Origin of the sequence: Huijunlia imazamoxiresistens (assembly GCF_037132455.1) — a bacterium.
GTDB lineage: Bacteria > Bacteroidota > Bacteroidia > Chitinophagales > Chitinophagaceae > Flavisolibacter > Flavisolibacter imazamoxiresistens.
This window is the reverse complement of record NZ_JBBBEI010000009.1, coordinates 148,585-161,541: the sequence shown is the minus strand read 5'-3', so window position 1 is coordinate 161,541 and position 12,957 is coordinate 148,585. Positions and strand designations below refer to the sequence as shown.

Sequence of the window (12,957 nt, the reverse complement as noted above, 5' to 3'; positions counted from 1 at the left end):
TTGTGAAATGATGCCGGCAACTTTTTATTTTTTGAACCGCCACCCGTTAAAATCAAACAGGGGACCCGCTTCGCCTTTAAAGACGAAGTATACGTCCTGAACCCCCTTCACCTTTTGCAGGGGAGCGGACACCGTTTGCCAGGTTTTTGCTGTTTTCGGAACGGGGCAGGTACCCAGTAAGGCCCCGTCTACCCCGCCCAGCCGGATTTCTATTGTGCCTCCCGACAAAGGGCGGACCTCGGCTTCAAAGGCGGTGGCCCCTTTTTGAAAATCCACGCTGCGCACCTTGATGTAATCGCCGTTATCGATGTCGGTCACATAAATGTTGCCCGTGCTGTCGGCTGCCGTTTCCACGCCTTGTTCCCAGGCAATGGTTTCGGCCTCTACCCCTTTAAAAGGGTTGAGCGTGCCCACCGCTTTTTCGATACCGGCGGTAGGCTGGATCCGGGGGATGGAGCCATCCTTGTTAAACCGGAATTCCTCCACGGCAACCGACCGGGTAAACCCGCCGCCGCCGGGTAAGGCGCCATTGTGGTAAAAGAAGTAGGATTTGCCTTTGTACTCCACGATCCCGGGGTGGTTGGTAAAGGCCCCGCCTTTTTTGATGACCGTCATGATCGTGTCCCGGTAGGTCCACGGCCCGGTAGCGGCAGGTGCGGTGGAATAGGCCAGGTGCTCCGGAACCCCGCCGGCAGGATAAAGCAGGTAGTACAAATTTTTCCGCTTGTGCAGCCAGGGGCCTTCTTCGTAGGCGGAGGGCCGTTTATCGGCGTCTTTATAGCGTACGTGAAACCCTTCTTTATTCAAAGGAACCGTCACCACCTCGCCCGAATAAGAGACCATGTCCTTATTGAGCTTTACATATTTCAAATAAGGATTGCCCCAGTACAGGTATGCCTGCCCGTCGTCGTCGATGAAAACGGTCGGATCGATATCCCCGTTGCCGCTATGCACCAGGGGTTTGCCGAGGGCATCGGTAAAGGGGCCGGTAGGCTTGTCGGAAACGGCTACGCCGATGGACATGCCCACGCCTTTGGCATGCACCGGCACGTACCAGTAGAATTTCCCGTCCCGGTAAATGCACTGTCCCGCCCAGGCATCTTTATCCGCCCAGCTGAATGTTTTCAGCGAAAGTCCCACGCCCCGGTCCGTCCAGTTGACCATATCGGTGGTGGCGTACACGTGCCAGTCCTTCATGGTAAACCAGGTGGATTTGTCCTCATCATGGCCGGTATACAGGAACAGGGTGTCGTTATGCACCATAGGCGCCGGGTCGGCGGTATAGATAGTTTGAACAATGGGGTTTTGGGCCTGAACGGCAAAAGGCAGCAGAAGGGTGGCCACGAGGCCCTGGGCAACCGTTTTCAGTATTCTTTGCAAGGCAATCGGTTTTGTGATAAAAATGGGTGTGGATGCGCTCCACTTCCGGGAGCAGGTAAAAGTAGCCAGGGCCTGGTGCCCGGGAGAGCACGTTTGTACAAAAAAAGGCCACAATTGTAAATCCATCCCCCGCATCTTCAGCGCTTCCTTAACATTCCCGCCCCTCTTTTGAACAAGGCAGCCATTGCCGTAAAGCACCCGCTGCTATTTTTACCAGGCCGGTAACGGCCTTTGCTTTTTTACTATATTTAAAACACAACCAAAACAACCATGAGACATCTGCTGCCATTCTGCCTTTTCTTTTCTCCCCTCCTGCTGTCCGCACAGAAAAATTTCCAGGAAGGGCATATCGTCACTTCCCCCGGGGACACCCTGAGGGGCTTCATCGATTTCCGGGAATGGAACCAGAACCCCGAACGGATAAGATTCAGCGCTGATGCCAGCGGCGAAGGGGCCGCCGAATACAATGCCACTACCCTTCGGTCCTTCGAGGTACGGAACAAAGAAGCCTATGAACGCCACCTGCTCAAAATAAGCCTGGACCCGGTCCAGCTGAGTGACCTCCGCGGCCGGGACACGTCCACGAAAACCGCCACTGTCTTTCTGAAAGTGTTATACCGGGGAAAATCCCTCAGCTTATATTCCTATGCCGACAAGATCAAGCAACGGTTTTATGTACTCCAGGAAGGAGCGGCGGGGCCGGAAGAACTGGTGTACCGGGAATTTTATAAGGGCACCTCGCTGGATGATTATTCCACGGATGCCCTGGTACGGGAAAAAACCTTTCAGCAGCAACTGAAAAACATCCTGTATACCCGGGGTTTGTACACCCCCAAACTGGCGGATAAAATAGAGACGGTCCCCTATGAAGAAAAGGCGCTGAAAGAAGTGGTTTACCAGATGGAAGGGATGAAAAAGCAGGAGGAAAAGCACCTGAAAGCAAAGCAGCCCTCCTCGGTACGGTTTTTTGCCGGCGCCGGCCTGCAGCAAAATAAGCTTGCCGTTACAGGCGACCATTTCTTCGCGGCCAATACCCAGAGCACCTCGGCCCTCCGTCCGCGGTTTTCCGCGGGAGCGGACCTGCTGGTGAATCCCCATGTCGGTAAATTGCTTTTCCGGCTGGAAGGCGGGTATCAAACCAACCGCTCGAAACTGACCACCACCCGTCCCTCCGGCTACCAGGCCACTTACGAATTATCGATGTCCACCATCACCCTGTATCCCCAGGTGATCTTTAATGTGTACCATTCGCCGGCGGTGAAGATCCCGGTGGGTGCCGGCATGGGTTACAGCCTGAGCAGCTTTTCGAAAAACTACTATAGCGAGGTGGACCTGCGCAGCGGGAAAGAAGGCCCGGCCAAGGATAATTATTTTGATTTAAAGAAGGTGTCCCGGAACGTCCTGGGCCGTGTGGGCGTTGTCTACCGGAACCGGCTCGAAGCCTCCTTTCTTTATTTTCCCGCCACCATTATGGATCACTACAGGATATACAACATAAGTACCACGGGATTCCAGTTCCACGTCAACTACCTGTTCCCGACAAAAAAGCCGCAGTAGCGGCTAAAAATAGTTTTGGGGTGCCCGGCAGCCGGCGCACCCCAAAATATTTCCATCTGCCCTTGTTATTTGGCCGGTAAAAAGCGCAAGGCCTGTACCTTGATGGCCTGCGCATTGCCGGCAGGAAAGCGCACAAACACATCATGCTGCCCGGAGACATTTTTCAGGGCCTGGCGGAATACCTTCCTATTGGTGTCCCCTCCCGTGGCCCGAACCGGCACGGTGGCCACCAGCTTCCCGGAAACGAGGTCGTCCAGCCAGATCTCCAGCTTGCCATCTGCCTGTGCGGACGCCTGCAGCTCCAGCTGCGCCGCAGTGCGGCCGCCGCTGCCCAGGTCCACCCCGGAGATCATGAACCATCCTCCTTTATCGGAGGTGGTGGTCACCACCTTGTCGGGGCCCTGCTTTTGCACGCCGAAATAATTGCTGCAGCCGGCGGCGGGCAGCCACGAAAAGCCGTCCTTGCACACAAAGAAGTCAAAATCGGCCGGCTGTCCTTCGGCAAACAGCCCCACGCTGGTGCCTACCCAGGAATTGTAGTTGGGCTGCGTCTTGTCCAGGGCCACCGCACTGATGGGGGCTCCTACCGCCGTCCACTCCTTTCCATCGCCGCTGCAATAAGCCGTCAACTGGTGCTCCTTCCGTTCCAGCTTCAGCCACACCTCTTTGCCAAAACGGTTCGGGAGGCTGCGGGTCGCCGTATCCAGCTGGAAGATGATCTTTTTGCCGTTGTCGTAGCCGCTGTACAGTTTCACGGTCACCTTCTGGTTGCCGTTGGTCAGGTACAGGCCGCCCTTGTCGGCGGGCCGGGCGGCGTCCAGGGCCAAGCGGGTAAGGGCGGTATAGTAATGGTCGGTTTCTTTTTGCACCAGGTGCGCTGCCGCCGTGTCGGGCAACAGCCGCAGCCAGCCCTGCCTGGCCGCCGGGGATACCTGCTTTTCGGCCCGTTTGGTCAAAAAGTGCCAGCCGGCTTTCAGCCCGTTGCCGTCGAAATAATCCGTGCGGACGCTTCTCCAGGGAATACCGCCCTTGGGCAGGTCGGGCTTCAGCACCGGCGCGGTGGTCGGGGGCACGCCCCAGGGACGGTCGCCTTCCCAGATCACCTGGTACAGGGAGGTCTGCCGGCCCATACCCGACCAGTCGTCCGTACCCAGCCGCTCGTAGCTCTGGCCGATGGTCCACCAGGTGCCGTCGGCCAGTTGTACGGGTGCGGCAATATGGTTGGGGCGGCGGAAACCCGTCTGGGGGTCGGTGATGGGTTTGAAAAATTCGCCCAGCCGTTCCCACTTGGTGGAGTCGGCGGTCAGCGCCGACGCCCGCAGCACGTACTGCCCGCCGGAAACATCGCCGGCCGGGAAATAGTAATAGTAGCCGTTGCGCTTGCACATCACCGGTCCTTCCGCCCAGCTGTACTGCTGTTTGGCATTGATCCAGTCGAGGTTGATCACCGTATCGGTCAGCTGCCCGTCGCGGCCCAGGGCCTGCAGGCGGTTGACCTTCTGCATATTCTTGATCACCATATAGGGCTTGCCGTCATCGTCCACGAAAATGGAGTTGTCGTAGCCCAGCGGTCCCGTGGTCGGATTGGTTTGTACCCGCACCGGCTCGGACCAGGGTCCCTGGGGCGACGAGGCCTTGGAAAACCACTGCCCGCCGGCGGAGAAATAGATCCAGTACGAACCGTAAAAGTGGGTGATGGCGCCCTGCCAGATGCCTTCGGAGGGCTTGTCGGAAACAAAGCCGGCCTTGGAGGGCGGCACTACCCTGCTGATCTCCTGCCAGTGCACCAGATCCCTGGAATGGTAAATGGGCAGGTAGGGGGTAAAATGAAAGCTGGAGCCGCAATGATAAAAGTCATCGCCGACCTTCAGCAGCGTGGGGTCGGGATGGTCGCCCGGCAGCACGGGATTGACATAGGTGCTCACCTGCTGGTAAGGGGAAACCGAAGGGGGAATGCTGTTCTGCGCCGCAACGCCGAAAGAAGCGCCGAGGCATAAACTTAAAAGTCCGAATATCCGGTTATAGGATTGCTTCATGTTTTTATATGGTTTAGCGGATCCTGCACGCGGGCAAACGCCCCGGGCGGTGCAGGGTTGAGAAAAAACATCCCGGTCCGAAGGGGCCGGGAATGTTTTCTGTCATGGTTGTACGAATGAATGGTTGGTTTTTACTTGGTATTTTTCTCCAGTGCCTGGGCCACGGCGGCATAGGCCTGTTTGCGCACAAAGGCTTCCGTCCACAGGCCTATCGGCTCGCCGGCTCTCCAGCCCGTGCCGGCGGGGCTGTCCAGCGGGCTCCAGATGGTGATGCCGTAGCGCTGGGCGGCAGGAACGAGCTCGAAGTACTTTTCAATCACGTATTTGTACATGTCGGCCTGCGCCTTGTAATGTTCGGCCTTCGCCTCGGTGGTCTTCACGCCCACGCCCAGGTCCAGTTCCGAGATTTTGATCAGCTTACCGGTGGCTGCCAGCAGGCGGAACATTTCGGCGATCTTGTCCTTGTCGGAGGTGGTGCTGATGTGCATCTGGGTGCCGATGCCGTCCACCTTGGCGCCCTTGCTTTCGATGTACTTCACGTACTCGATCAGGCCGCGGGTTTTATCGAGGCTGTACTCGAGGTTGTAGTCGTTGATAAAGTGAATATCGGTGGGGTTGCCGGCCTGGCGGGCAGCCTTGAAGGCTTTTACCGCGTAGTCCTTACCCAGGTAGTCCTGCCAGAAGAACTCGTCGGCGGCAATGGAGGTCCGGCCGGCGGCGGTTTTCAGCTCGGAAGGGCGGGCGTCGTCCATGGGCTCGTTCACTACGTCCCAGGCTTTCACCTGGCCCTTGGTGGCGCTGACCATGCCGGTGATCCATTTTTCCAGGGCTTCGGTCAGGATGATGTCCTTTTCGGCCGCGGTTTTCTCCACCGTGGTGCTGCCGCCGGCGGCTTTGGAGGAGCTCAGCACCACGTCATCGATATACACCGTTCCGGCAAATTCGCCATAGCTGAAGATCAGCCGGCTCCGGTCGGCGGCGGTAGCGGTGGTGGAAAGGCTTACCTTCTGCCAGTCGGTGGTTACCGACACCTGGCCGAAGCCGTTGGAGGAGTAGTTGGCGCTTTGCAGCTCGGGCCGGATGATCCCCGGGGCGGTACCTTTCACCCAGAAGCTGAGGTTGTAGGTTTCGTTGTTCTTGAGCGGTTCGGCAAAGGAATAAGTGGTTTGCACATCCCAGTAGTTGGCCGCTTTGGTGGGATTGGTGACAAAAAAGGCCTTGCCTTTGTTGTTTACCCCCAGGCCATCGGCGGTAATGCCCCGGGTAGAGGCACCGCCCCAGCCGCCCCAGCCGCTGCCCGACTCAAAGTCGCCGCCGGCAACCTGGTTGGTGATCAGGGGCGTGCCCTGGGTATCGTATACATACAGGTTGTTCACGTCGAGGTAATAGGTAACGCCAGGCTTGTAGCCCAGGTCAAACTTGAGCTTGATGCTGCTGCCGGTGAAATCGCTCACCTGGAAGCGGATCTCCTTCCAGGAAATACCGGTGGTAAAGGTTTCGGTGGCCGTGCCTTTTTTCATCCAGTCCACCTTGGGGGTGTTGTTTTGCAGGCCTTCAAAGGAAATGCGTCCTTCGCCCGGCTTGTCGGATTTGATGTAGGCTACGATCTCGTATTTGCGGCCCGCCCGCACCGGGATGGCGGGGCTTACCAGTTGCAGGGCATCCGGTGTGGAAGAAGCCGCGGAAGCGGTCAGTTGAAGGGCTTTGGTGCCGGCGCCCATGCCTTGTCCGGCCACTACCGAAATACCGGCCCCGCTGTTGGTGCGGGTCCAGCCGGTGAAGGAAGCGTCCTGCAGGCCCGTCAGCGACAGGTCGTTGGCAAAGCCGGGAGCGGTCACCGACAGCGGGGCGATCAGCCCTTTCAGGTAAGCCGCGTTCTGGTTGGCATGCCAGGCCAGGGTATGGCCGTACACCGACATGCCCGCAGCTTTGGCCGACTCCAGCATTTTCTTTACATTCTCCAGGGCCAGGCTGCCGTCGGCCTGCACTACGGCGCCATGCTTCATGGCGTAGTCCAGCACGATCTCATCGAAGTTCTTGTTGGCAAGCCGGTACTTCACCGCCTGGCCCAGGTAATCATTGATGCTCATGGCCACGCCGAACTTGAAGTTCGGATGGGCGGCACGGTTGATATAGCTTTTCAGCGCCGGGTAGGCGTCGATATCTTCCTGCAGGGCAATGCTTTCGGGTTTTTGCACCTGGAAGTCCAGCGGCTCGTAGCGGGCACAGGAAGCGGCGGTTACCAGGGTGGCAATACCTATCGTCAGTTGATTGAGTAGTTTCATTTTAAAACGGAGTTAGTTGGGTTAATGCGGCTCGTTTATTTGGCTTGGGGGGTAAAGGTTTCCATGGTTACCGCACGGTCGCGCATCACCAGGGTATCGGTAGAGGCTACCCGCATATCTGTAAGGGCCACTTCATAATTGAGGTACAGGGCGTCGCGGTCCTTGCTGCCCCAGCTGTTCTTCTCGCCTCTTTTTACAAAAGACCCGTTGCCGGTGGCGGTAATGCCCGTAGTGGCGGACGACACGGTGCACTTGCCGGCGCCGTCGAATGTCAGCAGCAGCGTGCAATTGACGTTGTTGCCGTTCTTATCCTTCACCACCAGGGGGAATTCCACCTGCTGCATCGAGCGGGTGGACAATTTTTTCACCTCGTCGTCTTCCACGTACTGCTGGTGCCGTACGGTGGTGCCGGTAACGCTGCCGGAGAGGACATCCTTTCCGCGGCGCAGGTAATTGCCGTGCCAGGGATTGACGTACTTGACGGCGTAGAGGATAAAGTCCTTGCCGGCGAGAAGGGAATCGGCGTCGCCCTTGGCGTTCATGCGCAGGGGAATGACGTAGGAATTCCGGATCGCCTTCGGATCGTTAAAGAACGCATCGGTCAGCTGCACCTCCACGCCGCCGGTCAGGCTGCCTTTGGGGATCAGGATGCTGCTGGAGGTAAGCGAATAATAATTGGCGGGCATGGCCACGATATCGTTGGTGGAGCCCTTGAATACCTGCCCGTTCGCCACCAGGGAGTTATCGACGTTTACGCCGATGGTCAGGTCTTTTTTGCTTTCATAAACGCCGCCGGTGGTGGCCATGATTTTGACTTTGTGCTGGTTATCCAGGTCGGTGTTGAAAATATCCTCCCCCAGGGTGACGGTGCGCACCGGGTACTGATAGGAGAAGTACACCGTCTGGTAATCGTAGTCGGGGAACTCCTTTTCCTTATTGCAGGATGCCAGTGCGGCCAGGGCCATAAGGGATATAAAAAGCTTTTTCATTCGTTTATTTTTCAAGGAATTTTTTAATAAGATTCAAGATTTGCCAGGGGCCCTGATTAATGCCAGCCCTGGTTTTGCTGCAAGGCGTTAAACTTCAGGATTTCGTTGTTGGGAACGGGGCCATAGATCATGTGGTTCTGGAATACCCGTTCTTCCACCTGGATGGAGTTGAACTTCCCGGCCTGAATGCTGGTGCCTTTTGCCGGCACGTTCAGGGCCTCTTTCCAGCGGCGCAGGTCCCAGAAGCGGAATCCTTCGAAGCTGAGCTCCAGGCGGCGTTCGTTGCGGATCAGCGCCCTCATGGCTTCTTTGCTGCCTTTGGCCGCTTCCAGGTAGGGGTCGCCGTTGGTGGTGCCCACTCCTGCCCTTCTGCGGATCGCCTTGATCACATCGTAAGCCGAATACGGGGTGTTGGCTGCCGTTCCGGTGGGTCCCCAGGCTTCATTGGCCGCTTCGGCATAGATCAGGAACACTTCGGTATAGCGGATATGGGGCTTGTAGTGCCGCTGGTTGTTGGCCGACTGCGGGTTGAGGTTCACGTCCTGGCGCAGCAGCTTGCGCAGGTAGTAACCGGTGCGGGTGGAAGTTTCCACGCGGTTCAGCGCATCGTTGGTGGGACCGTCGGCCGCCGTATTGATGACGGTGTTGCTCGGCCCGGCGGTGCCGCCGTTCACCAGCACGAACAGCTTCAGGCGGGGGTCGCGGTTGTCGTAGGGCGCATTAGGATTGTATCCGCTGGCCCCATCGGTGATGGGATAACCGTTGGCCATGGGAAAGGACTGCACCAGGTTTTCGGTGGGGTTGATCCGCCCGTTGCCGAACAGGGAGGGCGGATAGTTTTGCTGTTCCAGGTCGCGGTTGTCGCCGTAGTTGTTCCGCCAGAGGATCTCGGGCGGGTTGGCGCCGTCGGCCAGGCCGGCGATCTCCGAGGTATTGGAATACCAGGTAAGACCGTTGGGGGCCAGGGCGGAAAGGCCGCCTTTGAGGTTCAGCACGTTGGCGGCGAAAGTGGCCGCTTGTTCCCAGGTGGTGGCATTGGCGGCGGCATAAGCGGGGCTGGCTGCCAGCAGGGCCGCTTTGGCCCGGATGGCTTTGGCAATGCGGGCGGTAAGGAACCCGCGGAACGCCGTTCCGAATACCCGGTTGTACTGTACGGTGGTGAGGGTACCGAACTTGGGGTCGATCTGCCCGGTACTGTTTACGTTATCGTAATCCAGGGGCAGCAGTTCCTCGGCTTTGTCCAGGTCGGCATAGATCTGCTTCATGCAATCGGCAAAGGAAGCCCGGGGTTTGTTGAAATTCGAGCTGGCGCCCTGGGGTTCCAGGTTGATGGGAACGCCCAGCAGCTGGCCGCTTTCCGACACGCCGGCGTGGGATTGCAGCAGGTGGAACAGGAACAGGGCCCTCAACCCATATGCTTCCCCTTTGATCCGCTTGGCAAACAGGTTGCTGGCGGCTTCTTCCGTGGCCCATTTTACCTTGTCGGCCTCCACCAGCATCTGGTTGAGGTACTGGATGGCGGCATAACTGTTGGTCCATTGGTCCAGCGGGTTGTTATTGGCCGTCCATTGCCCGTTGGCCAGTTTCAGGAACGCATTGTTCCGGTCATTGGAAACGGCATCGTCGGTCGCCACGTCGTTGAACGACCAGGAGTTGGTGGGGATGCGGTTGTAGCCGTTGAGCAGGATGCCGAACGGAAAGCGGGCATCACTGGGTATGTATGTAGTTTCATCAAGCTGCCGGTAATTTTCGATAGCGGGATCGGTCAGCTTTTTGCAACCGCCCAGGGCCAGGGTGGCGGCCAGGGCGATCAGGATATTTTTTGTCATTTTAATAGGTCTTTTTGTGTGAAACGGCAGGTTTAGAAGGTAGCTTTTGCGCCCAGGTTGAACAATCGGGTTTGCGGGGCGCTGCCTACGTTGAGCTGCAGGACATCGCGTTCGGGAGACAGGGTCAGCAGGTTGAAGCCGCTGACATAGACGCCCAGCTCGCGCACGATTTTTTTCGACTTCAGCTGACCGCTCAGGTCGTAGGAAACCTGCACCTTCGACAGGTCGAAGGCGTTGCGGCTGTACATCCAGAAGTCGGAAGAGCGGAAGTTGTTGTCGCTGTTGGCGGTGGTCAGGCGGGGATAAGTGGCGGTAGCAGCCGTTTCGGGGGTCCAGCGGTCCCGGACCACCACGGAGTATTTATCCTGGTTGTCTACCCAGAAATAAGAGCTGTTCTTCAGGGCAAACTGTCCGAACCGGCCGGTGCCCAGGGCAAAGAAGCTCAGGTTCTTCCATTTGGCCGACAGGTTCACGCCCAGGGTCAGCGGGGCGCCGTACCAGCCGCCTTTCCCCAGAAACACCTCGTCCTTGATATCGATGATGTTGTCGCCGTTCTGGTCCTTGTACTTGATGTCGCCGGGCTTCACCGTTCCAAAGGTTTGCTGCGCCGATTTATTGATGTCTTCCTGGTCCTTGAAGAAGCCCAGGTTCTCCAAGCCCCAGATGCCGTCGACGGCCTTGCCCTGGCGGAAGCGGTAGCTTTCCATGGGGATCTCGGCCCGTTTGGTGGCGGTGGTATTGTAATAGGTTCCCATCACGCCCAGCGACCAGTTCACCGCTCCCAGTTGTTTGTTCAGGTTGGCGGCAAAGTCAAAGCCCACGCGCTTGTCGTCGTTGGAGTTGACCCAGGGGATAAAGGAAGAGGACGGGAAGCCGGTGGTAAAGTAGGCCGGATACAGGGCGGAAGCCTGGGTGACCATGCCGGTCATTTTGTTCACGAAGAACGATCCCTGCACACGGAGCAGGTTGTTGAGGAACGATCCTTCCACGCCCAGGTTCACTTCTTCCCTTTTGGGGAATACCATGTCCGGGTTGTCGCCGCGGCGCGACTCGGTGGCCTGGATACCGGTACCGTCCTTCCAGCCATACCACTGGCCCGCCCCGGTATAATAGCCCTGGTACAGGTAATATTCGGGGATATCGAGGTCGGTGTGCAGGATACCGGCCGAGGCGGTCAGTTTCAGGTCGTTCACCACGGGCGAGTTGGCCAGGAACTTTTCGTTGCTGAGGCGCCAGCCCAGGGACACCGTCGGGTTAAAGGCCGTGCGGTTGGCTTCGGGAAGGCGGCCGCTATTGACCAGGGCGCCGCTGAAATCCACGTAATATTTATGGTTGAAATTATAGCCCGCCTGCAGGCCCAGGTTGGCATTGGTGGTGCGCTGGTACACACCCGATTCGGATTGCTGGTAGCCGTTCACCAGCAGCATGGCGGAGACATGGTGCTGTCCGGCGAAGCTGTTGGCATAATCGAAATGGCCGTTGGCGGCGATGGTCTGGCGGTACCAGCTGTTGCTGACGCTCTGGATACCGTTATTGCCGTCCACGCCGAATTTGTCACCGCTGTTCGAGGTGAGGGAGAACCGGTCGGTGCCGGAATAGCTGTTCCAGATCGGCCGGTAGGTGGCATAGGTAGGGTTGAACGACAGGTTGTACGAAGTGGCGTAGTCCACGGCAAAGGCGGTATGGAAGGTCAGCCCTTTCAGCATATTGCCCAGGTCCGCTTTCACCCCCGTATTGAACAGGAACTGGCGGCTGATGGCCCGGTTGGTGCCGCCGGCGTATATGGTGCCGATAGGATTGGTCTGGTCCAGCTGGGTGCCGCCCAGCATATACTGGCCGCCAATGATATTATTGCTGTTCTTTACCAGCAGCTGCGCCAGGGAGTCGTCCGCTTCGATCATGCTTAAGGGAAGCAGGGGCGAGAAGCGGTTCGGCCGCAGGTTGGCGGCACTGTTCCAATAGTCGGTGTTCACGCCCTTGCCGGTGTTGAACATGGCGGCCGCATCCACGTTGGCGCTGATGTATTTGTTGATGTTTACATCAATGTTCCCGCGCATGTTCAGCCGTTCGGAGCCGTTGTTTTTCCCCTGGCCAAAGTTCAGCAGGGAGCCGGTGGTCTGGTAGCCGATGTTGGTATAATACCGGGCCGTTTCATTGCCCCCGGAAATTTCCGCGGTGGCATCGTAGCGGTTGTAGGTCTTTTTCAGGTAGTCCGAAGAATAATAATCCACACTGGGATAGCGGTACGGATTTTTCCCCGAAGCATGGTTATAGATCGCTTCGTCGTTGTACATAGCCGGCAGCCCGTCGTTGCGGAGGGCCTCGTTATACAGGGTCATGTACTCGGCCGAGCCCAGGTATTTGGGGAACGCCTTGGGCGTATGGACCCCCGCATTGGCCCGGACATTGACCTGGATTTTGCCCTGCTGTCCCCTTTTGGTGGTGATGGCCACCACGCCTTTGGCGGCCCTGCTGCCGTAGAGGGCCACGGCACCGGCGCCTTTCAGAAAGGAGATCTGCTCGATCTCGGTGGGCAGTACGTTGGTGGCTTCACGGGGAATGCCGTCGATCAGTAACAGGTAACCGCCCATGCCCCACATGCTGTTGCCGTTGAAGCCGGCCGCCAGGGCGTCCATGCCCTCCAGGCTGTAGGTGGTATAATTCTGTTTTAAAAGCTCCGCGACATTTACGGATGATACGGCACCCAGCACATCCCGTTTTGCTTCCTTGCGGAAGGCAACCTGCACCTTTTCATTGGATGCAGCGCTGCCTGTGTTTATGGTGGTGGAATCCTGAGCGAACAGGGTAGCCGGGAAAAGCCCGGCAACCATACCGGCCACCAATACTGTTTTTATATGCTTCATTGTGATTTTCTCGTTTA

The 12,957-nt window shown here is 57.7% G+C and carries 7 protein-coding genes; 1 reads left to right on the top strand and 6 read right to left on the bottom strand.

What is annotated here, in order from left to right; all coding sequences use genetic code 11:
- Positions 1–24: 24 nt before the first annotated feature.
- On the bottom strand, positions 25–1,380 hold the full coding sequence (locus V9K67_RS13190) for a glycoside hydrolase family 43 protein (protein WP_336723174.1): 1,356 nt from the start codon (positions 1,378–1,380) through the stop codon (positions 25–27).
- 270 nt (positions 1,381–1,650) lie between these two features.
- On the opposite strand from V9K67_RS13190, the gene V9K67_RS13185 reads away from it, so the two are divergent.
- A complete protein-coding gene (locus tag V9K67_RS13185) occupies positions 1,651–2,937 on the top strand; it encodes a hypothetical protein (RefSeq protein WP_336723173.1) in 1,287 nt (428 codons plus the stop codon).
- Between the two features lie 65 nt (positions 2,938–3,002).
- On the opposite strand, the gene V9K67_RS13180 is transcribed toward V9K67_RS13185, so the two are convergent.
- The 5 genes from V9K67_RS13180 to V9K67_RS13160 all read right to left on the bottom strand — a co-directional run bounded on the left by V9K67_RS13180 (position 3,003) and on the right by V9K67_RS13160 (position 12,940).
- Entirely contained in the window at positions 3,003–4,973 is a 1,971-nt protein-coding gene (locus tag V9K67_RS13180) for a family 43 glycosylhydrolase (RefSeq protein ID WP_336723172.1), read from the bottom strand.
- Positions 4,974–5,104: 131 nt separating this feature from the next.
- Positions 5,105–7,258 (bottom strand): endo-1,4-beta-xylanase, encoded by a 2,154-nt coding sequence (locus tag V9K67_RS13175; protein WP_336723170.1) that lies wholly within the window; start codon positions 7,256–7,258, stop codon positions 5,105–5,107.
- A gap of 35 nt (positions 7,259–7,293) precedes the next feature.
- Complete coding sequence (locus V9K67_RS13170; protein ID WP_336723168.1) at positions 7,294–8,247, bottom strand: DUF5627 domain-containing protein; 954 nt, start codon at positions 8,245–8,247, stop codon at positions 7,294–7,296.
- A gap of 56 nt (positions 8,248–8,303) precedes the next feature.
- Complete coding sequence (locus tag V9K67_RS13165; RefSeq protein WP_336723167.1) at positions 8,304–10,076, bottom strand: RagB/SusD family nutrient uptake outer membrane protein; 1,773 nt, start codon at positions 10,074–10,076, stop codon at positions 8,304–8,306.
- A gap of 32 nt (positions 10,077–10,108) precedes the next feature.
- Positions 10,109–12,940 (bottom strand): SusC/RagA family TonB-linked outer membrane protein, encoded by a 2,832-nt coding sequence (locus tag V9K67_RS13160; RefSeq protein WP_336723166.1) that lies wholly within the window; start codon positions 12,938–12,940, stop codon positions 10,109–10,111.
- Positions 12,941–12,957: the final 17 nt, after the last annotated feature.